The sequence below is a fragment of the Croceitalea marina genome (assembly GCF_042684265.1).
GTDB lineage: Bacteria > Bacteroidota > Bacteroidia > Flavobacteriales > Flavobacteriaceae > Croceitalea > Croceitalea marina.
The window spans coordinates 378,334-400,877 of sequence record NZ_JBHULB010000008.1 but is presented as its reverse complement, the minus strand read 5'-3'; the positions used below and the strand labels follow the sequence as shown (position 1 = coordinate 400,877).

Genomic DNA, 22,544 nt, shown 5'->3' with positions numbered 1-22,544 from the left:
TCTATGGCTGTTCTTAAAGCACTTAAAAGTTCCGTCGATAAAACCTTTGCGATACTGGAGTATTTTACGGTTGACCGAGCGGAATGGAGTGTAACTGAATTGGCCAAAGAACTTGATGCAAGTAAGAGTACGGTTTATCGCTTTCTTTCAGATATGCAAAAAAGAGGAATTATGTATCAAGATCCAGTTTCTGGAAAATACGGTCTTGGGCTGAAACTATTTGAACTTGGTAATCGAGTTAGAATTAAATCTGCTTTTACGGATAAAACCCATCCTGTATTAATGGAGGTGGCAAAAAACATTACGGAGACTGTGCATATTGGAGTGTTTAAAGATGAACAAGTATACTATGTGGATAAGGTTGAAAGTCCGCAAGGGCTAAGAATTAGCACAACGATAGGGTCTTATAGTCCAGCACATGCGACAAGTTTAGGAAAAGTGCTCCTTGCTTTTTCTTCTTATGATGAAAATCGTTTTGTCCAAAGATTGAAAAGGTACACAGAAAATACAATAACCGATTGCGGGCAGCTGAAAGAAGAACTCAAAAAAATAAAAAAGGATGGCTATGCTGTCGATTATGAAGAGTTTGAAATAGGGCTGATTTGTGTAGCTGTCCCCATTCTAAATCAGAAAAATGAGATTGTTGCTAGTTTAAGCGCTGCAGGCCCCGCCAATAGATTTAAAAAAGAGGAACTTCCGAACTATGTGAAAAAACTGCAAAAAGGGGCTTTACAAATCCAAAATAATATAGGTGATTTTAAATTGAATATAACATGAAGGGACAAAACAATTCCAAAAAATATAGCACCATTCATTACCATGATTATTTGGAATTGGATAAAATTTTAGAGGCCCAACATCCGCGAAGCGAGGCAATAGGAGCCCCAGCGCATGAAGAAATGCTTTTTATTATTACCCATCAGGCCTATGAACTATGGTTTAAACAGATTGTTCATGAGTTGGCCTCTATCTTAGCCATGTTCGGTAATGAGCAGGTAGATGAACGCAGTGTTGGTACCGTAGTTTCAAGAATAGAGCGTATCGAGAAAATAATGGATTTGTTGATTCAACAAATCGAGATTATGGAGACTATGACACCATTGGATTTTTTGGATTTTAGAAACTATCTTTTTCCGGCTTCAGGGTTTCAGAGTTTTCAGTTTAGATTAGTCGAAAGCTTATTGGGTCTGCCCGAAGAAGAACGCATTACCTATAATAATCACCACTATGCGGCTTTTTTTCCTAAAGAACAGCAAGAACGATTAGATGCCATTTACGCCAATGGAACCCTATTTGATGCTATTGAGAAATGGTTAGAACGTACCCCATTTATACAATTTGGCAAATTTGCCTTTTTAGAAAGTTATGAAGTTGCCGTAGATAAAATGGTTAGAAAAGAACAAGAAGCGATAAAAACATCTTCATACTTACAAGAGGAAGAAAAGAAAATGCGTTTAAAAATGCTGGGCTCGAAAGACACTTACTTTCAATCTGTTTTAGATAAAAAAATTCATAAGAAATTAAAGGCCGCAGGGGAGCTGAGATTTTCTTATGATGCTACCGTTGCCGCATTATTTATAAATTTATATCGAGACGAGCCTATTTTGCATCTTCCTTTTAAATTACTATCCAAATTAATGGAAATAGATAGTAAATTCACCACATGGCGTTACCGACATGCGCAAATGGTATTGAGAATGCTAGGTAAAAAGATTGGCACTGGAGGTTCAAGCGGACATGATTATTTAAATGAAACAGCACAAAAGCATAAGTTTTTTGGAGATTTACATAACATTTCCACCTTGTTAATACCGCGCTCTGAGTTACCCGATTTGCCACCAGATTTAAAACAAGAACTAAGTTTTTCTTTTACTGCAAAATAATAGCTAAAATGGAAACTATACAGAACTATATAGGGGGAGTATTAAAAAACGCTAGAGCAGGGGCTGTATTAGATGTTTTTAACCCTGCAACCGGTGAGGTATATGCAACGGTTCCTGACTCTAAAAAGGAAGATATTGAAGAGGCAGTTTCTGCCGCTAAAAAAGCATACCCTTCTTGGTCTGCAACAACAGTTGAAGAGCGACACGATTATTTGATGAAAATCAGTCGAGCTATTGAAGATGAACTAGAAGAACTGGCCCTTGCAGAGTCTATAGATAATGGAAAGCCGCTTTGGCTGGCAAAAATGGTAGATATACCTCGTGCTGCAAGTAACATGCGGTTTTTTGCCACCGCAATCATGCAATTTGCCTCTGAAGCGCATGAAATGAACGAACAGGCAATTAATTATACGTTAAGAAGACCACTAGGGCCAGTAGCTTGTATATCACCTTGGAATCTACCTTTATATCTATTTACTTGGAAGATTGCTCCCGCTTTAGCGGCGGGGAATACAGTAGTGGCAAAACCGTCTGAAGTAACCCCGATGACGGCCTATTTACTTTCAAAAATCGTCATCAAATCAGGATTGCCAGCCGGAGTGCTGAATATTGTGCACGGGCAAGGTACAGATACAGGCAGGGTTTTAAGCGCTCATAAAGATATCAAGGCAATTTCTTTTACCGGAAGTACAAAGGTCGGCGCCGATATTGCAATGAAGGCTGCACCCTTATTTAAGAAGTATTCTTTGGAAATGGGTGGTAAAAATCCAAATATAATTTTTGCAGATTGTGATTATGACAAGATGTTACAAACCACGTTGCGCTCCTCTTTTTCCAATCAAGGTCAAATTTGTTTATGCGGTTCAAAAATTTTTGTAGAAAATATTATCTACGAAAAATTTAAACGTGATTTCATTAAAAAAACTAAAGAACTCAAAGTAGGCAATCCGTTAGATGCTGCCACCAAAATAGGCGCCATAGTTTCTAAAGACCATTTTGATAAAATTATGTCTTACATTGACTTGGCAAAAGAGGAGGGAGGGGAAGTACTTTCAGGTGGAAATTCGGTACGGCCTACGGGTAATGAAAATGGATGGTTTATTGACCCGACAATTATTGAAGGTCTAGCTAACAATTGTAGAACAAATAGAGAAGAAATTTTTGGCCCAGTTGTTACGCTAATACCTTTTGAAACTGAAGGGGAAGTTCTTAATATGGCGAATAACAATGAGTACGGCCTAGCGGCAACCATATGGACTGAGAATTTGAGTAGGGCACATCGTTTGTCAAATAAGATTGAAGCTGGTATTATTTGGGTAAATACGTGGTTACTAAGAGATTTGAGAACTCCGTTTGGAGGAATGAAAAATTCCGGTGTTGGCAGAGAAGGTGGTTTTGAGGCCTTACGCTTTTTTACGGAACCCAAAAACGTTTGCATTGCATATGAAAATAAAAGTCAATTTTTAAAAAATAACTATCATGTCTAAAACATTCAGTCCAATTAATTTTAAAAAGTGGATAGATGATAATCGTGAGTTTTTAAAGCCTCCGGTTGGTAATAAAGCTATCTACAATGAAGATTACATTGTTATGGTCGTTGGTGGGCCAAATTCAAGAAAAGATTACCATTTAAACGAAACGCCAGAATTCTTTTATCAGGTTGAGGGAGATATTGTTTTAAAATTGATGGTGAACGGTTCTCCTGAAGATGTGCATATCAGGGAAGGAGAAATCTACTATCTACCTCCAAACATCCCACACTCTCCTCAACGCGGTGCTAATACCGTGGGTTTGGTTATCGAACAAAAACGATCTGATGATATGATGGATGGTTTAGCTTGGTTTTGCGAAAATTGTGATAATGAGCTTTACAGAGAACCCTTTAAGCTAGATAATATAGAGACAGATATGCCAGTTATTTTTGATAGGTTTTATTCGAATGAAGAATTGAAAACCTGTGATAATTGCGGTACCAAGATGCAATCACCCAAATAAAGACTTATGAGAATTAACGGACATTCCCATCTTTTACCCTATCCTGAACAAATACCGACATATCTAAAAGAAAAAGAAATTTTTTGGATAGATGAGGATAGGCAGCATATGTTACAAAAAGGATGGAAACGTCCTGTAACGGATTCCAGTTTTTTCTTAGATGAGAAGCTACAATGGATGGACCGCAACAAAATTGATCATGCCGTAGTGTTGAATCTTTCACAATTGTATGGAAATGGGCTCCGTATTCGAGATATGAAATATGCTTTAAGATTTCAAAATGATTTTAATGCAAAAGTGCAGCACGATCATCCTACAAAATTTACTTGTGGCTTTGTTGTACACGCTGGCTTTATCGATGGGGCATGTTGGGAAATAGAGCGTTGCGTTGAAGAACTTGGTATGCAGGTATTGTGTTTGCCAACGCACTATATGGATTCTATAGGCACCTGGCGCGGAATTTTTGATAAAGAGACAGCACCAATTTTTGAACTGGCCAACAAATTTAAACTGGCCATTGAAATTCATCCATATGATGGAGAGAAATTTATTCAACTAGAAAACCAATCTTGGCGTTTTCACTTGGTTTGGATGTTGGCGCAGTGCGCAGATGCCTACCACTTTTACACTTTAGACGGTTTGTATGACAAGTATCCTGATATACGGGTTTGTTTCGCTCATGGTGGTCAACTAAATCACTTGAATATTGGCAGAAGAACACAAGGATTCGATGGTAGACCAGACCTTTTTGAAGGACAGTCGCGCCCAAGAAAAGCCCTAGGTCATCCAAATATTTATTTTGATACACTCGTACATGATACTATTTCATTTGAGTTGATGGTACGCCGTCAAAAAGGAACGGATCAGTTAATACTTGGGTTGGATGATCCTTATCCACTAGGGGAAATGGAGAGCGAAAAACAATCATCATACCCAGGTAAATTATTGGATTTAGCAGTAGAGGAAGCAATCATCACTGAAAAACAGCACGAAGAAATTTGGGATAAAAACGTTGCAAGATGGTTGTGCGGAGACAATATTGATGCCTTTTATAACAGAGTTAAGGAAAAGATATAATGAAGCATAGCTTGGTTTACGCTCAAGAACAAGATGCGCAAGACGAATTGGGTTCTTACAGGAAAAAATTTCATATTCCCAAACAAGAAAATGGAGCATTGCACACGTATTTATGTGGCAATTCTTTGGGGCTACAGCCAAAGATAACAAAGGAATATGTTCAACAAGAGTTAGATGATTGGGCAAATTATGGTGTAGAGGGGCATTTAAATGCTAAGAACCCCTGGTTGCCTTACCATGAGTTTTTAACCGATAAAATGGCGAAAATAGTAGGGGCAAAGCCTATAGAGGTTGTTGTGATGAATACTTTGAGTGTCAACCTACATTTATTAATGGCGACATTTTATAGACCTACCAAAGATCGTTATAAGATTTTAATAGAGTCCGATGCTTTTCCTTCCGATAGGTATGCAGTAGAATCACAATTAAAATTTCATGGATATCCAGATGGCTTATTAGAACTCAAACCAAGAAACAGTGAAACACTTCTAAGACCTGAGGATATTGAACGCAAAATTGAGACGGAAGGAAATGAAATCGCCCTAATTCTTATTGGTTGTCCGAATTATTACACAGGTCAGGTTTTTAATATTAAAAGTATAGCCGAATTAGGTCACAATAAAGGCTGCATGGTAGGTATTGATTTGGCGCACGGCGCTGGTAATCTAAAGCTAGAACTACATGATTCAAACATAGATTTTGCAGCGTGGTGTACCTATAAGTATTTGAATAGTGGCCCTGGCAGTATAGGCGCTTGTTTTATACACGAACGGCACGCAAGGTCTTTTGATTTGCCGCGATTTGCAGGTTGGTGGGGCCATGACAAAGCGACACGTTTTGGTATGCGCGATGAGTTTAGCCCTATTACCGGGGCCGAAGGTTGGCAGTTGAGTAATCCGCCTATTTTATCTCTGGCCGCAATAAAGGCCTCACTCGATATTTTTGATGAAGTAGGTATGGAAAAACTTCATAAAAAATCAATTCAACTTACAGGTTATTTAGAGTATTTATTGAGCTTTTTTTTAGAAAACGAGGTCGAAATTATCACTCCTAAAAATCCTGAGGAACGTGGTTGTCAACTATCCCTTCAGTTAATTAGAAAAGAAGGTAAAAAGGTGTTCGAAGCAATAACAAAAAGAGGTGTCATTGCTGATTGGCGTGAACCAAATGTGATCCGAATAGCTCCGGCCCCCTTGTATAACTCTTACCAAGACGTATATCATTTTGTTATGATTTTAAAAGAAGAATTAGATAATACCCAATGAAGGAGACTAAAAAAATAGTAATAGTTGGCGCTGGGTTGTGTGGTTCTTTATTGGCAATTCGCATGGCGCAAAGGGGTCATAAAGTTGAAGTTTACGAACGCCTGCCAGATATGCGAAAAACACCTCTTGCCGGCGGTCGCTCCATTAATTTGGCGCTATCAGACCGTGGACTTAAGGCAATTAAGAGTGCTGGTTTTAAAGAAGAAATACTTGAAGAATGCATAGGTATGGATGGTCGTATGATTCATAGTATTAACGGAGAAGAACGGTTTTCAAGTTACAGCGGTAGGGAAGGGGAAAGAATAAACTCGGTTTCTAGAACAGGCCTCAATATTACCTTGTTGGATAAAGCCGATGAATTTGATAATGTGAACATCCATTTCGATTCTAAATGCAAACATATCGACTTAGACAACGCAGTTGCCGAATTTGTCCATAAAGGTGGAAAGGCAATAACGGTTAAAGCCGATGTTATTTTAGGGACAGATGGAGCAGGCTCTATAGTCAGGAAGAGCATGATGGCAAGAACGCCCGAGCTTTTGTTCAATTATTCTCAGAATTTTCTTCGTTCAGGATATAAAGAATTAGAAATACCTGCTACTGATGAAGGCGGTTATCGAATAGAAAAAAACGCGCTACATATTTGGCCACGAGGTAAATTTATGATGATTGCACTGCCTAATTTAGATGGTAGTTTTACGGTTACACTATTTCACCCCTATGAAGGCGAAGGCGGTTTTAATACTTTGAACACGAAGGAGAAAGTAGTTGATTTTTTTAAGAAATACTATCCAGATAGTTTAGAGCATTTCCCCAATTTGGCCGAAGAGTATTTTAATAATCCCGTCGGAATGTTGGGTACCATAAAGTGCTATCCTTGGCAGGCTTTCGGAAAAACTTTGATAATGGGTGACGCTGCGCATGCCATTGTTCCTTTTTACGGTCAAGGAATGAATGCTTCTTTTGAGGATGTGCGTATTTTTGACGAGACTTTAGATGAATGCAATGATGATTTTGAAAAGGCATTTCAAAAATTTCAAGAAATAAGGGTTCATAATACAAATGCCATTGCAGATTTAGCAGTTGATAATTTTTATGAAATGCAGGATAAGGTCTCTGATGAGATTTTTATTCGAAAACGCACCATAGAAATGAAATTAGAACAGACCTATCCCGATTATTATTCCAAATATTCTTTGGTTACTTTTCAAGAAGACCTACCATACCATGAGGCTATGATACGAGGTCGAAAACAAGATGAGCTGTTACTGAAAATCTGTTCGTCTGTAGACTGGGATACTATACCTATAGAGACTATTTATGAACAAGTGAAGCAGTTGACCATATAAAATAAAAAAATGGGCAGTAAAACGATTAAGGACAAAGCCAAACCATTAGGTAATTATCCGCATATGAAGAGGGTAGGCGATTATATTTTTGTCTCGGGCACAAGTAGTCGCAGGCTAGATAATACCCATATCGGGGCTACAAAAAAAGAAGATGGTTCTTGGGACCTCGATATAAGATTACAGACCCATGCGGTTATCAAGAATATTGAAGCCTTAATCCAAAATATGGATGCAACCTTAAAAGATGTAGTGGATATTACCACTTTTTTGGTAGACATGGATGATTTTAAAGGTTACAACGAGGTATACGGACAATTTTTTGATAGTACTGGGCCAACGCGAACTACAGTTGCCGTGCATCAACTACCACACCCTAACCTGTTAATAGAAATAAAAGCTTTGGTTTATAAACCCTTGCCGTAGTATAATACATTTAGTAACTTCTGTGGTTCTGAAAAGTATTGCTCAATTGTTCTTATTTGTTTATAAGCTTTAATAGCTTTTTGTAAGGTTTTGACCAAAAAACCTACTTTTGTAGTTACAGAATTTTAGAGGATATTTTAGTTATGTCAGAACAAATAGAAAGATTAAAAACATTAATTATAGGCTCTGGACCTGCAGGATATACTGCAGCTATTTATGCCGCAAGAGCAGATTTAAAACCCGTAATGTATACCGGTATGGAACCAGGCGGACAACTAACGACTACTACCGAAGTAGATAATTTTCCAGGATATCCGGAGGGAATAGACGGGCCCACAATGATGGTACAATTACAGCAACAGGCAGAACGTTTTGGAACCGAAGTAAGAATAGGCATGGTGACTTCGGTAGACTTTAGCGACGAGGTAGGAGGAATACATAAAGTTGTTGTCGACAATGATAAAACCATTGAAGCGGAAAGTATTATTATTTCAACTGGCGCCACTGCAAAATATCTAAACATTCCGAGCGAACAAAAATTGCGTGGTGGGGGCGTTTCTGCCTGCGCCGTTTGCGATGGATTCTTTTATAAAGGGCAAGACGTGGCAATTGTAGGTGCAGGTGATACAGCTGCCGAAGAAGCCTCGTATTTGGCAAATATTTGTAATAAAGTTACCATGTTGGTCAGAAAAGACCATATGCGGGCTTCAAAAGCAATGCAGCATCGTGTCAATAGTTTAGAGAACATAGAGGTGCGTTACAATACGGAAGTAGATGAGGTTTTAGGAGACCAGGTTGTTGAAGGGCTTAGAATGGTCAATAATAAAACCGGTGAGAAAGAGGATATTGAAATTACTGGTTTATTCATTGCCATTGGGCATAAACCAAATACTGATATTTTTAAAGGTCAGATAGATATGGACGATGCCGGGTATATTATTACCCAGGGCAAATCGACCAAGACAAATAAACCGGGAGTGTTTGCTAGCGGAGATGTTCAAGACAAAGAATATAGACAAGCGGTAACCGCTGCAGGAACAGGTTGTATGGCAGCTTTAGATGCAGAACGATATTTAGCGGAAGTAGGTTCAACGGAAGAAGTTACTGCCCGCTGGGATTAAGAATAACATTTTTTGAAATAACAAGGCCGCATTATAGAGTGCGGCTTTTTTATTAGTCTATTCTTATATAGTTTTCTGAATGTACTCGTTTACCTTCACCATCTAAAGTAATCTGACTAAAGGAATCCTCATTAAAAATGAGTTCAAATTCAAACACTTGAATACTATCCATCATATAAATAATGGCTTATCAATTCCCAGGTCCCATTTATGGACTTGGTCGTTTTGTGTTGTAGTTTCTGGTTTGGCGTAGTTGCCGCTACCGTAACTATAAACAATAATAGTATCCCAAGGGGACTTTTTAAAGTAGTACTAGGTTGTAAGGTTTTAGAATGAACACTGTTTAAATGAGCCGTACATATTGAATTAAAAAACTTACAAATATTGTATTTTTAATAAAAACAAATTAATCGATACGCTTATAATTTTCTGAAAAAGTTCGGTTACCTTCTTCATCAATATTTATTTGGCTGTAGGTATCGTCTTTTAATACAAGATCAAATGTAAACACTCGCATGGTATCCATAGCTTTCATCATTTCCGCATCACCATATTCAAGTGTTTCTATCAGTTGGTCGTCTGTAATCTTGTAAGAACCATAACCAAACCTTCCGTTAGGTTCTTCCGGTACATAACGCGACCACATTATTTTACCATTATAATACATTTTAACTTGTCGGTAACCTGCTTCTTTTGGTAGAGTGTCCGATACGTTTTCGCCGTCATCATAATTGTAAAAGCTTTCCAATTCCCAAGTGCCTTCAATGGAATGATAATTAGGGTTAGGCTTGGCTGAGGTAAGCATGGTGAAAGACACGAGAACTACAAGTAAAAAAACGGAGGTGAGGAGATTTTTCATGGTCGATAGTTTTAAGTGAGCAATAAAGTTCTTTTAAGGTACAAAAAATTGTTAAACACTTAATTATGAAGCCAATAAATTGGACCAATAGCTTTTTTAGGCTACCGTAAAAACAAAAAGCCTCAAGTTTAACTTGAGGCTTTTGGAAGGTTAGATTGGTTTGATGTTTTTAGTACTTATGTACACTGCCCGCAGCTGATTTTTTCTTTGAAACCTGTGCATCTCCTGAATATGAAATGTCGGCACCGCTACTGGCATTGGCCGTTAAAGATTCTGAAACATTGACCGAAATATCAGAACCGCTACTTGCGTCAGCATTACAACGTTTGGTAAGTAAAGCTCGTGCCTTGATATCCGCACCGCTACTGGCATTAGCATAAAAAACTTCCGTACGTCCAGATATCTTTATATCGGCACCACTACTGGCATCTGCTTCAATTTCTGCAGCAACCACTTCAACCTCTATATCCGAGCCACTACTTGCATCTAGATCAAGTTTTTCGGTTTTAATTTCATTTTGCGCGATAAGGTCTGCACCACTTGAACTTTTAAGCACTGTTATTTCTGGTAGAGAGACATAAATATTTTTAGTTGCCCTTCCAATATTTTCCAAAGTGTGCACTCTAAGTTTTCCCTCTTTGATATCGGTTGCAATAAGCTCGATTACATTTTCATCGGCCTCAACCAGAATCTTAAATTCATCACCTTGCGTAACAAAAACATCAAGGCCTTCGGCCGCGGATATTTCTGTAAACTCTTCTGTAATCTTTCTGGTTTCTTCGGTAACCACTCCATTTCCTTTTTTGCCATCACCAAAGCTGATATTGACGCATGATGAAGCAAATAGCGCCAAAACAAGGCCAATTGCAATTCTTACTAGTGTTGTCATGATTGTTGTTTTTTAGATTGATTAAAATTCGTGTTTTTGTTTGTTGTTTTTTTATAAAAGTCACCCAACTGTCGTATCGGGTGACCGAATTGTAATTAGTTTTTTTCTTCTGCCTTTATTTGAACGCCATCTTCATCAATTTTCATTTCAAAAGAATCTTGTTCGTCATTAATGTCAATGTCAATTCCGTCTTTATTAATGATTATTTTACCGTTTCCGTCATCGTCGTCATTCCAGTCTTGGTCATCTTCTTCAATAGGACATTCATGGCATTGTAACTCTCCATCGTCGCCCATTAACCAAGTATGATCTGCGATACTACTTCTGTAATAGTCACGATCATTTTTTGTACTACGACCAATATGTCTCTTGGTAGATTCATCGAATGAGATGTAACTTCCGGCAGGGATGTAAATGGTAGAGCGAACCTCTTGTTGTCTTGCTTTATTTGCTGTTGAGGTGGTCAAATAATCATCTAAAACAATTTCATTGCCTGAAACCGTATACCCATACGAAACCTCTTTTGCCTTATCTCTAGCTACTTGAAAGGTACTGCCATGACTATCTTTGCGCACATTGATGCGAACAATCGAATCATCTGACTTTTTAATATTAAAGCGCACATCATCGGATACTAAAATTGGGTTATCATTCTCATCATAAGACAATACCATGCGACCAAAGTGAATTCTATCTGAACCATACTCATATTCATTCTCTTTCATTCTAATACGTATAGTATCGTTTAAATCTGTAACTACTAACTCTGATTTTTCGTTAATACTGCCAACAGTCGCAAATTCTGCTGCCTGACGTATACCTAAAGCTGTTAAGACCCCAATTGAAATTAACCATAAGCCCAATAAAGAGAATTTTGCTATGTTTCCTATAGACTTTAGATTGGTAACCAAGATTTTTAGCCCTAGGTACAACACAAAGAAAAACGGAATACCAACGGCAAAAAACAGGAGCAATGAAATTAACCAAACCGGCGAACCAGTGGTATTTACTATTTCATAAAAGTCTACGCCTGGAAAATGTACCGCATCTATAATACCGACAGAGAATAGTGCAATAAATAATCCTATAAGCGAAGTGGCACCAATTATGATCAAGAGTATGCCAATGAATTTACCAAATACTTTAAAAAAGAACATGATAATATCACCTATAGTATCAAAAAAGGTTTTGGAGCCGCTTTTAACCTTGTTACCTACTTTTTCGTAGTCTACACTTTTGACTGCGTCAGAAACATCATCAAACCCCTCTTTAACTTTGCGTTCTATATTGCTGATGTTTATAGGCTTTCCCGTCATATCCAACTTCTGCGAAGTTGATGAAGCCTCGGGAACCAAAATCCAAAGTAAAATATAAGCTATAAATCCAAAGCCTGTAAATACGGCCAAAAGGATAAAAATCAACCTGATCCATACAGCATCGAAACCTAAATAGTACTCAAGACCGGAACATACCCCGCCGATGTATTTTTGTTCTACATCGCGATATAATTTCTTCGCTTTCGTTTGAGATTTAGCTTCTGATGTTCTAGGCTGGTCTTCAAAGATATCTTCATCGACCACATAATCTTCAGGCTGCCCCATTATAGTGATTACCGCGTCTACTTCTTTTTGGGTAATTACCTGACGCTCGTTCTCCATTTTTTCAAGGAAAAGTTCGGCGACACGGGCTTCTATATCTGCTATAATTTCATCGCTTCCTGCGGTACCTGAGAATGATCGTTTTATAGACTCTAAGTAACGCCTAAGCTTATTATACGCCTCATCATCGATATGAAAGAGCGTATTTGCTAGATTTATGTTTACTGTCTTGTTCATTTTGTTGCTGATTGTTTTGTGTTGGTTACTAAGTTCACTGCGTTTCTAAGTTCATCCCACGTGCCGTTAAGTTCGTTAAGAAATAACTGGCCCGTTTCGGTGAGTGCATAATATTTTCGTGGTGGCCCTGAGGTAGATTCTTCCCAACGATAGTTGAGCAAACCTGCATTTTTGAGCCTTGTAAGCAAAGGGTAGATAGTGCCCTCTACTACGAGCATCTTAGCGTCTTTTAAGGCTCCTAGAATTTCTGATGCATATTTATCCTTATCTTTTAAAATGGACAAAATGCAATACTCTAGAACCCCTTTGCGCATTTGTGCTTTTGTGTTTTCTATGTTCATAATTTTGTGGGTCTAATTTTGCCGAACCCGGTTCGGTGTCTGATTAACTGTTCGTTTTGCCTCCGTGCCTATCCGCTGTGATGAGCAGCGGACACGGAAACGTTTTTTGGTTGATTGATGTTTTCGTTTTTTGATTGATGATTAAACTCCTTTTTTTATTTAATAAATTTTATAGTGAACGGGTATTTAAAAGTTTGACCTTCATTGGTTCTTATGGTGGCTAAAATGGTGTAAACGACATTCACAATGACGAGTCCGGCTTGTAGCACCCCAGTAATACCGGCGGGCCATAACCAACGACCAAACCGGAAATCGTCACTACTAATATGAATGTCTAGATTATTTAGGTTATTTAGTCTATTCAAGCTAAAAAAGTTTCCATCGAACAAATCGGGCAAGAATCCAACAAAAAATGGAATGCTTATTAAACCTGCCACGACAGAATAAAGTAACATGCTTATCTGAAAGTTTAAAGCCTGTTTTCCATTATAATCTACAAAACTGTATTCTTTTTTATTTGCTGTCCATAAAATAAGCGGAAAGATAAAATTGCCAAAAGGAACAAAATACTTCGAAAAAGTAGATGCGTGTATGATGGCAGATAAATTTCGCTCGTGTTTGGTTAATGATTCGGTCATGATTCGTTTTTTTACCCTGTTACGCCGCTCAGGATTGATTGATGATTTGTGTTGATTGAATAGCTAACCTAATAGCTTACCATGCAAATATATATCCAAAAGATGGTACTATGCAACACATAGTACTTAATATTAACATTTATTTAACATATTTAAATACTATATATTTTGAGTATTTTTGAAGAACTTATAAACTGAATATGGCTGTTAACTCTAGTAAAATCAATACGTTTGTGTTTTTTAAATTACCATCTGCGTGGTGGTGTGGTGTACGTTTAAAATATTTAGATGAAAAGAAAGCCGTAGCAACAGTTACCCATAGATGGTTCAACCAAAACCCTTTTAAGTCGATGTTTTGGGCCGTACAAGGCATGGCTGCAGAACTGACCACAGGTGCCATGGTAAGCACTCAAATTAGGAATACGGGAAAAAAAATATCAATGCTCGTTCAAAATAATAATGCGAACTTTTCAAAGAAAGCAACCGGTAAGATTACATTTACTTGTGAAGATGGTCATTTAATAGCCCAGGCCTTAGAAAGAACAATCGCAACTGGAGATGGACAAACCATTTGGATGAAGGCTGTAGGAGTAAATAAAGAGGGAATTGTGGTAAGCACGTTCAACTTTGAATGGACGGTTAGGCTAAAGAGTTAGCCAGAATTTTTGGGCAATTCACAATCTTTTTAGTAATTTCAAAATCAATTGTAACAATAAATTGAAAATATAACATGGGAAAATTCGAAATTAAAACTGGTAGTTCAGGTAAAACAATGTTCAACCTAAAAGCAGGTAACGGGCAGGTGATATTAACAAGCCAGTCATATGAAAGTAAAGACGGATGTAAGAACGGTATTGAGTCTGTTAAGAAAAATTCTCAAGATGATGCTCGTTTTGACCGCAAAGTAGCTAAAGATGGCAGTCCTTTCTTTACATTAACTTCTACTAACGGACAAATAATTGGTAAAAGCGAAATGTATTCTTCTAATGATGCTATGGAAAATGGAATCGCATCTGTAAAGAAAAATGCACCAGATGCTGATGTGGATGATAATTCTTAGTCATCTTAACAGCGATAGAATAGAAAAAGCAGCCTATGGGGCTGCTTTTGTATTTGCTATATGGCGGAACATAACATAATTTCCACAACTAATTTTATTTATTTTTATTCTTGCTTTATTTCTTTAGTTTTCTTTTTGATTCTATCTCTCTTAAATAATTAATTGATTTTATATCTCCTTGTTCTGCAGCTTTTCGAAACCACTTGGAGGCTATGTCATAATCCTGTTCTACTCCTTTACTTTTATAATAAACTAGTCCTAAATGGTATTGCGCGTTAACGTACCCTTGTTCTGCAGCTTTTAGAAACCAGTGGATAGCCTTTTCATAGTCCTGTTCAACGCCAGTACCCTCAAAGTACATGGCTCCAAAATTGTTTTGCGCGTTTGCAAATCCTTGTTCTGCAGCTTTTTGAAACCAATAGACAGCCATTCCATTGTCCTGTTCAGTGCCTTTGCCGTAATAATACATAAGTCCAACGTTGTATTGTGCTTCTCTAAATCCTTGTTTTGCAGATTTTTCCAGCCAATGAAAAGCCATATCGTAGTCCTGTTTGACACCTTTACCCTGAAAATACATAAGTCCTACATTGTATTGTGCGTCAAGATGTCCTTGTTTAGCAGCTTTTTGATACCAGTGAAAAGCCCTATAGTAGTCCTGTTTAACACCTTTACCGTTAAAATACATAAGTCCTAAATTGTTTTGTGCTTTCGCATATCCTAGTTTAGCAGCTTTTTCTAGCCAGTGAAAAGCCATGTTGTAGTTCTGCGAAATACCTGTACCTTCAAGGTAACTAATCCCTAAACTATTTTGGGCGTTAACATACCCTTGTTCTGCAGCTTTTAGAAACCAGTGAAAAGCCTTATTGTAGTCCTGTTTAACGCCTTTGCCATCAAAGTACAGAATACCTAAATTGTTCTGTGCCTTTGCATTTTCCTGTTTAGCAGCTTTTTCTAGCCAATGGAAAGCCATGTTGTAGTTCTGAGAAACACCTATACCTTCAAGGTAACTAATCCCTAAACTATTTTGTGCGTTAGAATATCCTTGTTTAGCAGCTTTTTGATACCAGTGGAAAGCTGAACTATCATTCTTTTCAAATCCTAAACCATAATCGTATAATAGTCCTAAATTGAATTGTGCATATTTATTACCTTGATTAGCAGCCTCAGTCCACCATTCCTTTGCTTCGTCATACTTTCCTAATAGAAATTTGGAGTTTCCCTTAACCAAAAGGTTTTTAGATGCATTTTCCAATTTTCTTGCTAATCTCTTTATTTCATCATTGGTTACATCAAAACTATTTCTACATTCTATAGTTTTTTCTAATTGTTCATATCTCAATCTACATTCTACCTCTTGTTGAAGTAATTTAGAATTTTTGGTTTCCAGAACTCTGTTGTTTTCAATTAATTCTGACATAGGTTTAGAGTAATCGGGAGCAGTTATATGGAATATAATAGTTAGCAAAATACCTAATACAGTTAACCAAAATGCAATATAACCAACTTTGCTCGGCATAGACCAATCTTCAAATTGGCTGCGAGATGGTATAAGTTTTAATTTCATAACCTTACTATTTTTGTGACTTACTCATAAATAAATGATGATTTCATCTTGCTCTACAATAAGTTGACATACCACATATTATATGCAAATTTACTTTAAAATAGACGTCTTATATTCGGTAGAATTATAAGCGTTGTAACAAAATAGGGAAGAACACAACTAACAATTATCAACAAAAAAAGAGAAACATGAACGCACATGAAATAGATTACGAGATTTTTGGAGAAGAAATGCAATATGTAGAGCTAGAGTTAGACCCACAAGAAGCAGTTGTAGCAGAAGCCGGTAGCTTTATGATGATGGATACCGATATTAAAATGGATACCATTTTTGGCGATGGTTCTAATCAAGATAAAGGTGTTTTGGGTAAAATATTCTCCGCAGGTAAACGAATGCTAACCGGTGAAAGCCTTTTTATGACGGCCTTTCTAAATATAGGGCAGGGTAAAAAGAAAGTAAGTTTTGCTTCCCCATACCCTGGTAAAATTCTACCCATAGATTTATCAGAAAAAGGAGGAAAATTTATTTGTCAGAAAGATGCCTTTTTATGTGCGGCTAAGGGTGTTTCCGTTGGTATCGAATTTTCAAAACGTCTTGGACGTGGCCTATTCGGTGGTGAAGGTTTTATCATGCAAAAATTGGAAGGTGATGGTATGGCTTTTGTACATGCCGGTGGTACCATGGCAAAAAAAGAATTGGCTGCTGGTGAAGTATTAAAAGTGGATACTGGTTGTATTGTTGGTTTTTCCCATACTGTTGACTATGATATAGAATTTGTAGGTGGAATTAAAAATACCGTTTTTGGCGGTGAAGGATTATTCTTTGCTACCCTTAAAGGTCCGGGTACAGTATACGTACAGTCTTTACCATTTAGTAGATTGGCTGGTCGTGTTTTAGCGGCTATACCTAGAGGAGGTAAGGACAAAGGCGAGGGAAGTATTTTGGGCACTTTAGGAGATATTGCAATGGGCGACCGTGGATTTTAAAAATAGTTAGTTAAAAATTGGAGGATTTTTCACCCCTAAAAGAAACTTTAGGGGTGTTTTTTATTATGTTCGTTTTATGGATTTTAAAAACCAGATCAATTTTCTAAAAGCGCTTCAAAAAAATAATTCAAAAGAGTGGATGGATGCCAATCGCAAATGGTACAAAGAGGTGCGTAATGATTTTATCAAGTGGTTAGATATGATGAATACCAAGCTTGCCGCCATTGATGACGAATATTATGACACCCCGGGTAAAAAAGGCATTAATCGCATCAATAACAACTTAATGTTTCACCCCAATAAACCAATTTATAAAGACCATTTTGGAGCAGGATTGGATAAACGCCCCAATACAGGAGACTTTTATATTGAAATTGGCATTGAACGTTCCATGTTCGCTGGAGGTTTATGGCGCCCTGACCCAAAGAGGCTAAAAAGTATTCGTGAGGCAATCGACTATGACGGCGAAGAGCTAAAAAAGATTTTAAAGAAAAAATCGTTTAAGCAGATTTTTGGTGGACTGTACGACGATGTAAAATTGACGAATTCGCCTAAAGGGTTTTTCAATGATCATCCGCATATAGATTTATTGCGGAACAAAACCTTCGCCGTGGCCATGGAGTTTTCCACAAACGAAGTACTAAAAGATGATTTTGAAGAAATGGTAGTTGGGGTGTACAAAGAGATGCTTCCATTTCGCAGGTATTTGAATAAAGCCGTAACGGTATAACAGATAAAAAAAGATATTTGAAAAACGAGAAGATAAAGAATATTAAAAAAAAGTTGTTGTCAGATAACTGGTATACGTTAAATAAGTTCACTTTTGATTACCAAAAAAACGATGGTAGCTGGGAGACTCAACATCGTGAAGCTTATGACCGCGGTAATGGTGCCGGTATTTTATTGTACAATACACATAAAGGAACGGTTGTATTGACCAAACAGTTTAGAATGCCAACCTATGTTAATGGTAATGAAGATGGAATGATGATAGAAGTTTGTGCAGGTCTGTTAGATGGTGATAATCCTGAGGATTGTATCAGAAAAGAAACCGAAGAGGAAACGGGCTATAAAATTGACAATGTCCAGCGCGTTTTTGAAACGTATATGTCGCCAGGTTCAGTAACTGAGATTTTATATTTATTCATTGGTGCCTACGAAGCAAAAATGAAAATTAGTGAGGGTGGTGGTGCTGAGGATGAAACGGAGAATATCGAGGTTCTAGAATTGCCATTTACCAAGACGCTCGAAATGATAAAATCTGGTGAGATTTGTGATGCGAAAACAATACTCCTGTTGCAATATGCGCAAATCAATTCGTTATTTGGGTGAGTTTTTTACGACTATATAAAAGTGCGAAGAATAACTAAAATAGGTTTTGGTGGTGGCTGTCATTGGTGCACAGAAGCCGTTTTTCAATCGCTGAAAGGGGTGCATAAGGTAGAACAAGGTTTTATAGCAGGGCAAGATGAGAATAGTTCTTTTTCAGAAGCCGTAATCGTAAGCTATAATGCCGAAGAAATACCCTTAAAAGTTCTTATTGAAGTTCATTTACGTACACACAATAGTACCTCTGCCCATGCTATGCGAAGAAAATATCGTTCCGCTATTTATACTTTTAATGATGGCATGTTCGGTTATGCAGAATCATATTTGAAGGAACTGCAGTCTGATTTTGGCCAAAATCTAATTACTAAAGTTTGTCATTTTAAAGCCTTTAAACCCTCTCAAGAAGCGTTTCAAGATTATTTTTATTCCAACCCAGAAAAACCTTTTTGTGAGACGTATATTTCACCAAAACTAGAAGTGTTGCTTACAAAGTTTGCTTCCTACGCAGATAAAAATAAAATCAATAGGCATCATGAAGTGAAGTGAGGGTCTTTTCTATTTGTAAACGTACTTCTTTAGAAGGAATCCTAAAATGGTTGTTCATAAAACTGAAAATGAAAATCCTTCCAGATTTGGTTTTTAAGTATCCACTTAAATTATAGGTATTCCCCATAGAACCCGATTTAGCAAAAATAAAATACTCGGTCGTTGAATTCGGTTTTTTAACCGTTCCATTACTGTTCCATGCGGGAAGCAAGTCAAACAAACGTTGTCTGTCTATTTCAGCATAAAGTTTATGCAATACGCTGACCATGGATTCTGGTGTAAATAAGTTATATCTTGATAATCCCGACCCATCTACCCATCTGGGTTCTTGTCTCAAATTAGAAAGGTGGTTGTCTAGAATAAAATTTCTCGTATTCTTAAAACTTAGGCTATCGGATAGGGAAGAAGAGGCTAAGAGCATTAATTGCTCAGCTATGAAATTATCACTCTCGTATAACATTCTCTTGAAGAGTGAATCAGTAGAAATACCATAGAGCACTTTATAAGGTTCGTTACTAGTTTTTTTTGAAAGATAGATTTCTCTTTTAAGACTTTTTTGAAGGAATTTTTTCGTTAGTTCAGGGCTTGTAATAAAAGGTATTTGCAAGGTGTCTTTTAGAAACTTTGGTATGGTAAATTCATTTCTATGCAATGCCCGAAGCGCTGTTGGTTTGCTTCTTTTTATATGTTTGGCAAAATCACTTGGAGAAACTTCTAGGGTCTCCCCCTCATAAATCGTAACTACATTTCCATATAAAGGCATAGGCCCGAGCTCGGGGGAAAAATAGTATTGATAATCTTCCCAGGCCCATCCAGGTCCAAACGGACCATCTTCAAAATTATCTAGATAAAGTACTACAGGTTTTGGCGTATTTTTTAAAAAGGATAGTGCCGTACTATCCTTAAAATAAGGGTGAAGCCAAGTTGGGTCACCGGTACCTTTTATATATAGCGAATCGTTACTTTCAACATAATTTAGGCTTGGTATTTTATCGCTTAAAAGCTTGTTAGCCGCATATAAAGTAAAAAGTTTGACGGTACTAGCGGGTATAAAATATTTAGCGGAATTTTTGGCGATAATAGTGTCCTTTGTTTGGGGGTCAATCACCAAAAGACCTGTGAATTGCTCACTATATTGTTCACGCTCTAGCTCTGCGGTTATTTGTCTTTTTACCTGAGGTAATCGTGCAGCGGTGCATGCCGAAAGCACTATTGATACAATTATCAGAAGCAAAAATTTATGCATAACAGACTGGCTTAAAGCTATTTGAAAAATGTATTTTATCGACTTTAACAACAATTTATCCAATATTTAACTGTTATAATAATTCAAGATATACCTTTTATAGGTAACTTAGTACAGAACCTAATAACATAAATAATCATTTTTGACATTATGGCTAGAGCTATGTTGGAATACACCAAGACTGTCTTGCAAAAGGTTAGTTTTGATGCGAGATTATTCGCAAAAGAAGTGAAAAAAGCGATTTCTTTACTATTACCACAAGAAATTGAAGAGTTAAAAATCTGGTTAAAACAATTTATCTATGACAAACCAGAGTTACATCAAAGTTTATTATTATTAAAATCATAAATAAAGCCACCCAAACGGGTGGCTTTTTAGTTCAATCGCGCAACCTTTTCAGAGAACATGCTTCTTATTAAAAAAAGGAAATGAAATATAGTTGTCTCTTTTTAATACTGTTTAGTTTAAGTTGTTCTGAAAGTGAGCTGCGCACGGTAGAACTTTCTGGGGTAAATATTATTGGAAAATGGCAACTTGAAGCTACCAAGATAAGTCCTGGTGGGCCAGTCGATTGGTCTAATGTTACCGATGGTGCTGTTATTGAATTTAAGCCAAATGGTTTTGTGGAAGTAAGTAATTCTGAAAATGAGCAAATAGGTATTTACAAGATTGAAGAAGATGGTATTTCGATACGTTTTTCAGAAACCAATAATTATAGGGGCTCTTTACAAGAGGGAAAGCTTATTTTAGGTTTTATAGGGTGTATAGAAGAATGTTCTTTTCGGTATATGCGGATCAATTAATAGTTTATTTATTTAAAGGACTTATAATTTTTANTCCAAAGTATTCAAATATGGCAGTAATGTCATACCCATGCCCTCATTGGAGAGATTGACCAAAGTTTCAAAGCTTCCACTTTCGATTTGAAAATGATCTGTGGTTCTATTTTTTGGTGATTTGCATAGATTTATGACACCATCCCTAAAACAATGCCCATCTTGAAGCAAAAGCACATCATTGATTTCCAAATCATCGGTGGCTAACTCTTTTGAACCGGAAAGGCGGTGATTAGGTGGCACATAACCTACAAAAGGTTCATAATACAGGGGTCTTTCTTTAATAAATTCTATCTCTAATGGTGTGGCTGCTATGGCCGCATCTATATGCCCATCTTGAATGTTTCTTATTAGGGTATCGGTGGCCTGTTCTTTTATAATCAGATTTACTTTGGGATATTTTTTAATAAAAGTGGGTAAAAACATAGGAAGTAAAGTTGGCATTACCGTAGGAATAATTCCCAGGGTAAAGTCACCGCCGATAAAGCCTTTGTCTTGATCTACGATATCTTTGATACGTTCAGCCTCGGCAACAATATTTTTTGCTTGCGCAACTATTTTTTTACCAACTTCGGTAATAGCGATAGGCTTTTTACTTCTATCAAAAAGTAATACATCCAGTTCATCCTCCAACTTTTGCACTTGCATACTTAAGGTAGGCTGGGTGACAAAGCTCTTCTGCGCTGCGAGGGTAAAATTTTGGTACTCGGCAACTGCTAAAACATACTGTAATTGGGTAATTGTCATTAGCTATAACTTTAAAGAATAAAAATACGAAAAACCATTGATAAATCTTATTGCTATCTCTAATAAGTATCAATATGCCTAATGAAGAAAGCCCAGATAATTCTGGGCTTTCTTTAGTGATTGATGAATTTTTTAATACTAGAACCTAATGGTTAATTCCATATCCTCATTTGCAACTTCAAATTTTGCATCGGCGAATGTTGGTGGGCCCATAACCATTACATTGTTTGACATTCCATAGTTTTCTTTTGGCATTCCATTGGCCTCAAAATCCATTCTTTGATTATTATTTTCATCATGTAACACCATAATGGCGTAGGTGCCTGGTTCTACGTTTTCGAAGCTCAATGTAATCGCGCCCTTTTTTGCTGTTTCCTTTAAATCGATAACTCCAGCTCCTTTCATAAAAGTATCGGTGTTATGTAATGAAGCCAATACACTTCCATTATCATTTAACACATTTTCAATGGTCACTTTTACAGTAACGGTTTCTGACTGGGCTTTAGCGGTAAAAGCGATAAGTAATATTCCTAAAGTAAGTGCTAAGTTTTTCAT

Annotated in this window: 26 protein-coding genes and 1 pseudogene; 17 read left to right on the top strand and 10 right to left on the bottom strand. The window is 37.1% G+C overall.

The features are described from left to right. Positions 1-3 precede the first annotated feature (3 nt). The 9 genes from ACFSQJ_RS08890 (at position 4) to trxB (ending at position 9,113) form a co-directional block, all read left to right on the top strand. On the top strand, positions 4-777 hold the full coding sequence (locus ACFSQJ_RS08890; protein ID WP_377766596.1) for an IclR family transcriptional regulator: 774 nt from the start codon (positions 4-6) through the stop codon (positions 775-777). Further along, on the top strand, positions 774-1,883 hold the full coding sequence (locus ACFSQJ_RS08885) for a tryptophan 2,3-dioxygenase family protein (RefSeq protein WP_377766595.1): 1,110 nt from the start codon (positions 774-776) through the stop codon (positions 1,881-1,883). The genes ACFSQJ_RS08890 and ACFSQJ_RS08885 overlap by 4 nt, the downstream gene beginning before the upstream one ends. 8 nt (positions 1,884-1,891) lie before the next feature. Continuing rightward, positions 1,892-3,370 carry an aldehyde dehydrogenase gene (locus tag ACFSQJ_RS08880; RefSeq protein WP_377766594.1) on the top strand — a complete coding sequence of 493 codons (1,479 nt, stop codon included), beginning with the start codon at positions 1,892-1,894 and terminating at the stop codon, positions 3,368-3,370. Beyond that, on the top strand, positions 3,363-3,878 hold the full coding sequence (locus ACFSQJ_RS08875; RefSeq protein ID WP_377766593.1) for a 3-hydroxyanthranilate 3,4-dioxygenase: 516 nt from the start codon (positions 3,363-3,365) through the stop codon (positions 3,876-3,878). The genes ACFSQJ_RS08880 and ACFSQJ_RS08875 overlap by 8 nt, the downstream gene beginning before the upstream one ends. Positions 3,879-3,884: 6 nt before the next feature. Beyond that, positions 3,885-4,955 carry an amidohydrolase family protein gene (locus tag ACFSQJ_RS08870; RefSeq protein ID WP_377766592.1) on the top strand — a complete coding sequence of 357 codons (1,071 nt, stop codon included), beginning with the start codon at positions 3,885-3,887 and terminating at the stop codon, positions 4,953-4,955. After that, entirely contained in the window at positions 4,955-6,220 is a 1,266-nt protein-coding gene (gene kynU / locus ACFSQJ_RS08865; protein ID WP_377766591.1) for a kynureninase, read from the top strand. The genes ACFSQJ_RS08870 and kynU overlap by 1 nt, the downstream gene beginning before the upstream one ends. Next, a complete protein-coding gene (locus ACFSQJ_RS08860; RefSeq protein WP_377766590.1) occupies positions 6,217-7,569 on the top strand; it encodes an FAD-dependent oxidoreductase in 1,353 nt (450 codons plus the stop codon). Before kynU ends, ACFSQJ_RS08860 begins: the two co-directional genes overlap by 4 nt. Positions 7,570-7,578: 9 nt before the next feature. Then, positions 7,579-7,992, top strand: a complete 414-nt coding sequence (locus tag ACFSQJ_RS08855; protein ID WP_377766589.1) for a RidA family protein — start codon at positions 7,579-7,581, stop codon at positions 7,990-7,992. 143 nt (positions 7,993-8,135) lie between these two features. After that, entirely contained in the window at positions 8,136-9,113 is a 978-nt protein-coding gene (gene trxB, locus ACFSQJ_RS08850) for a thioredoxin-disulfide reductase (RefSeq protein WP_377766588.1), read from the top strand. 52 nt (positions 9,114-9,165) lie between these two features. Here the strand turns inward: trxB and ACFSQJ_RS08845 are convergent, their stop codons facing one another. The 6 genes from ACFSQJ_RS08845 to ACFSQJ_RS08820 all read right to left on the bottom strand — a co-directional run bounded on the left by ACFSQJ_RS08845 (position 9,166) and on the right by ACFSQJ_RS08820 (position 13,675). Then, a complete protein-coding gene (locus ACFSQJ_RS08845) occupies positions 9,166-9,288 on the bottom strand; it encodes a hypothetical protein (protein ID WP_377766587.1) in 123 nt (40 codons plus the stop codon). Positions 9,289-9,519: 231 nt separating this feature from the next. Next, complete coding sequence (locus ACFSQJ_RS08840) at positions 9,520-9,972, bottom strand: hypothetical protein (protein ID WP_377766586.1); 453 nt, start codon at positions 9,970-9,972, stop codon at positions 9,520-9,522. 169 nt (positions 9,973-10,141) lie between these two features. Further along, positions 10,142-10,861, bottom strand: a complete 720-nt coding sequence (locus ACFSQJ_RS08835) for a head GIN domain-containing protein (protein WP_377766585.1) — start codon at positions 10,859-10,861, stop codon at positions 10,142-10,144. Between the two features lie 95 nt (positions 10,862-10,956). Continuing rightward, complete coding sequence (locus tag ACFSQJ_RS08830) at positions 10,957-12,696, bottom strand: PspC domain-containing protein (protein WP_377766584.1); 1,740 nt, start codon at positions 12,694-12,696, stop codon at positions 10,957-10,959. Further along, positions 12,693-13,037, bottom strand: a complete 345-nt coding sequence (locus ACFSQJ_RS08825) for a PadR family transcriptional regulator (protein WP_377766583.1) — start codon at positions 13,035-13,037, stop codon at positions 12,693-12,695. The genes ACFSQJ_RS08830 and ACFSQJ_RS08825 overlap by 4 nt, the downstream gene beginning before the upstream one ends. A 155-nt stretch (positions 13,038-13,192) precedes the next feature. After that, on the bottom strand, positions 13,193-13,675 hold the full coding sequence (locus ACFSQJ_RS08820; RefSeq protein ID WP_377766582.1) for a DUF4870 domain-containing protein: 483 nt from the start codon (positions 13,673-13,675) through the stop codon (positions 13,193-13,195). Positions 13,676-13,875: 200 nt separating this feature from the next. Between ACFSQJ_RS08820 and ACFSQJ_RS08815 the strand changes: the two genes are divergently transcribed. Both ACFSQJ_RS08815 and ACFSQJ_RS08810 read left to right on the top strand, forming a co-directional pair. Next, complete coding sequence (locus ACFSQJ_RS08815) at positions 13,876-14,331, top strand: DUF4442 domain-containing protein (protein ID WP_377766581.1); 456 nt, start codon at positions 13,876-13,878, stop codon at positions 14,329-14,331. A 74-nt stretch (positions 14,332-14,405) separates the two neighbouring features. Further along, positions 14,406-14,735: a YegP family protein gene (locus ACFSQJ_RS08810; protein WP_339333520.1), complete on the top strand. Its 330-nt coding sequence runs from the start codon at positions 14,406-14,408 to the stop codon at positions 14,733-14,735. A gap of 115 nt (positions 14,736-14,850) precedes the next feature. Here the strand turns inward: ACFSQJ_RS08810 and ACFSQJ_RS08805 are convergent, their stop codons facing one another. Beyond that, positions 14,851-16,299, bottom strand: a complete 1,449-nt coding sequence (locus ACFSQJ_RS08805; protein WP_377766580.1) for an SEL1-like repeat protein — start codon at positions 16,297-16,299, stop codon at positions 14,851-14,853. Positions 16,300-16,487: 188 nt separating this feature from the next. On the opposite strand from ACFSQJ_RS08805, the gene ACFSQJ_RS08800 reads away from it, so the two are divergent. The 4 genes from ACFSQJ_RS08800 to ACFSQJ_RS08785 all read left to right on the top strand — a co-directional run bounded on the left by ACFSQJ_RS08800 (position 16,488) and on the right by ACFSQJ_RS08785 (position 19,160). Continuing rightward, the gene (locus ACFSQJ_RS08800; RefSeq protein WP_377766579.1) at positions 16,488-17,285 is read left to right on the top strand and encodes a TIGR00266 family protein; all 798 of its coding nucleotides are present in this window, start codon (positions 16,488-16,490) and stop codon (positions 17,283-17,285) included. A gap of 76 nt (positions 17,286-17,361) precedes the next feature. Continuing rightward, positions 17,362-18,015 carry a DUF2461 domain-containing protein gene (locus ACFSQJ_RS08795; protein WP_377766578.1) on the top strand — a complete coding sequence of 218 codons (654 nt, stop codon included), beginning with the start codon at positions 17,362-17,364 and terminating at the stop codon, positions 18,013-18,015. Between the two features lie 17 nt (positions 18,016-18,032). Beyond that, complete coding sequence (nudK, locus tag ACFSQJ_RS08790; protein WP_377766577.1) at positions 18,033-18,617, top strand: GDP-mannose pyrophosphatase NudK; 585 nt, start codon at positions 18,033-18,035, stop codon at positions 18,615-18,617. Positions 18,618-18,638: 21 nt separating this feature from the next. Continuing rightward, positions 18,639-19,160: a peptide-methionine (S)-S-oxide reductase gene (locus ACFSQJ_RS08785; RefSeq protein WP_377766576.1), complete on the top strand. Its 522-nt coding sequence runs from the start codon at positions 18,639-18,641 to the stop codon at positions 19,158-19,160. Here ACFSQJ_RS08785 and ACFSQJ_RS08780 read toward each other — a convergent pair. Continuing rightward, entirely contained in the window at positions 19,135-20,406 is a 1,272-nt protein-coding gene (locus ACFSQJ_RS08780) for a D-alanyl-D-alanine carboxypeptidase (RefSeq protein ID WP_377766575.1), read from the bottom strand. The genes ACFSQJ_RS08785 and ACFSQJ_RS08780 overlap by 26 nt on opposite strands. Positions 20,407-20,556: 150 nt before the next feature. On the opposite strand from ACFSQJ_RS08780, the gene ACFSQJ_RS08775 reads away from it, so the two are divergent. After that, entirely contained in the window at positions 20,557-20,754 is a 198-nt protein-coding gene (locus tag ACFSQJ_RS08775; protein ID WP_377766574.1) for a hypothetical protein, read from the top strand. 80 nt (positions 20,755-20,834) lie between these two features. After that, a complete protein-coding gene (locus ACFSQJ_RS08770; RefSeq protein WP_377766573.1) occupies positions 20,835-21,209 on the top strand; it encodes a lipocalin-like domain-containing protein in 375 nt (124 codons plus the stop codon). A 36-nt stretch (positions 21,210-21,245) separates the two neighbouring features. Here ACFSQJ_RS08770 and ACFSQJ_RS08765 read toward each other — a convergent pair. Both ACFSQJ_RS08765 and ACFSQJ_RS08760 read right to left on the bottom strand, forming a co-directional pair. Beyond that, a pseudogene (locus tag ACFSQJ_RS08765) lies at positions 21,246-21,989 on the bottom strand (LysR substrate-binding domain-containing protein); the annotation flags it as partial. Between the two features lie 138 nt (positions 21,990-22,127). Next, positions 22,128-22,544 carry a DUF2141 domain-containing protein gene (locus tag ACFSQJ_RS08760; protein ID WP_377766572.1) on the bottom strand — a complete coding sequence of 139 codons (417 nt, stop codon included), beginning with the start codon at positions 22,542-22,544 and terminating at the stop codon, positions 22,128-22,130.

What these genes read in the sequence shown, in the direction of transcription:
- ACFSQJ_RS08890 (WP_377766596.1), top strand. Translation starts at nt 4, where the DNA reads ATGGCTGTTCTTAAAGCACTTAAAAGTTCCGTCGATAAAACCTTTGCG.
- ACFSQJ_RS08885 (WP_377766595.1), top strand. Translation starts at nt 774, where the DNA reads ATGAAGGGACAAAACAATTCCAAAAAATATAGCACCATTCATTACCAT.
- ACFSQJ_RS08880 (WP_377766594.1), top strand. Translation starts at nt 1,892, where the DNA reads ATGGAAACTATACAGAACTATATAGGGGGAGTATTAAAAAACGCTAGA.
- ACFSQJ_RS08875 (WP_377766593.1), top strand. Translation starts at nt 3,363, where the DNA reads ATGTCTAAAACATTCAGTCCAATTAATTTTAAAAAGTGGATAGATGAT.
- ACFSQJ_RS08870 (WP_377766592.1), top strand. Translation starts at nt 3,885, where the DNA reads ATGAGAATTAACGGACATTCCCATCTTTTACCCTATCCTGAACAAATA.
- kynU (WP_377766591.1), top strand. Translation starts at nt 4,955, where the DNA reads ATGAAGCATAGCTTGGTTTACGCTCAAGAACAAGATGCGCAAGACGAA.
- ACFSQJ_RS08860 (WP_377766590.1), top strand. Translation starts at nt 6,217, where the DNA reads ATGAAGGAGACTAAAAAAATAGTAATAGTTGGCGCTGGGTTGTGTGGT.
- ACFSQJ_RS08855 (WP_377766589.1), top strand. Translation starts at nt 7,579, where the DNA reads ATGGGCAGTAAAACGATTAAGGACAAAGCCAAACCATTAGGTAATTAT.
- trxB (WP_377766588.1), top strand. Translation starts at nt 8,136, where the DNA reads ATGTCAGAACAAATAGAAAGATTAAAAACATTAATTATAGGCTCTGGA.
- ACFSQJ_RS08845 (WP_377766587.1), bottom strand. Translation starts at nt 9,288, where the DNA reads ATGATGGATAGTATTCAAGTGTTTGAATTTGAACTCATTTTTAATGAG.
- ACFSQJ_RS08840 (WP_377766586.1), bottom strand. Translation starts at nt 9,972, where the DNA reads ATGAAAAATCTCCTCACCTCCGTTTTTTTACTTGTAGTTCTCGTGTCT.
- ACFSQJ_RS08835 (WP_377766585.1), bottom strand. Translation starts at nt 10,861, where the DNA reads ATGACAACACTAGTAAGAATTGCAATTGGCCTTGTTTTGGCGCTATTT.
- ACFSQJ_RS08830 (WP_377766584.1), bottom strand. Translation starts at nt 12,696, where the DNA reads ATGAACAAGACAGTAAACATAAATCTAGCAAATACGCTCTTTCATATC.
- ACFSQJ_RS08825 (WP_377766583.1), bottom strand. Translation starts at nt 13,037, where the DNA reads ATGAACATAGAAAACACAAAAGCACAAATGCGCAAAGGGGTTCTAGAG.
- ACFSQJ_RS08820 (WP_377766582.1), bottom strand. Translation starts at nt 13,675, where the DNA reads ATGACCGAATCATTAACCAAACACGAGCGAAATTTATCTGCCATCATA.
- ACFSQJ_RS08815 (WP_377766581.1), top strand. Translation starts at nt 13,876, where the DNA reads ATGGCTGTTAACTCTAGTAAAATCAATACGTTTGTGTTTTTTAAATTA.
- ACFSQJ_RS08810 (WP_339333520.1), top strand. Translation starts at nt 14,406, where the DNA reads ATGGGAAAATTCGAAATTAAAACTGGTAGTTCAGGTAAAACAATGTTC.
- ACFSQJ_RS08805 (WP_377766580.1), bottom strand. Translation starts at nt 16,299, where the DNA reads ATGAAATTAAAACTTATACCATCTCGCAGCCAATTTGAAGATTGGTCT.
- ACFSQJ_RS08800 (WP_377766579.1), top strand. Translation starts at nt 16,488, where the DNA reads ATGAACGCACATGAAATAGATTACGAGATTTTTGGAGAAGAAATGCAA.
- ACFSQJ_RS08795 (WP_377766578.1), top strand. Translation starts at nt 17,362, where the DNA reads ATGGATTTTAAAAACCAGATCAATTTTCTAAAAGCGCTTCAAAAAAAT.
- ACFSQJ_RS08780 (WP_377766575.1), bottom strand. Translation starts at nt 20,406, where the DNA reads ATGCATAAATTTTTGCTTCTGATAATTGTATCAATAGTGCTTTCGGCA.
- ACFSQJ_RS08775 (WP_377766574.1), top strand. Translation starts at nt 20,557, where the DNA reads ATGGCTAGAGCTATGTTGGAATACACCAAGACTGTCTTGCAAAAGGTT.
- ACFSQJ_RS08770 (WP_377766573.1), top strand. Translation starts at nt 20,835, where the DNA reads ATGAAATATAGTTGTCTCTTTTTAATACTGTTTAGTTTAAGTTGTTCT.
- ACFSQJ_RS08760 (WP_377766572.1), bottom strand. Translation starts at nt 22,544, where the DNA reads ATGAAAAACTTAGCACTTACTTTAGGAATATTACTTATCGCTTTTACC.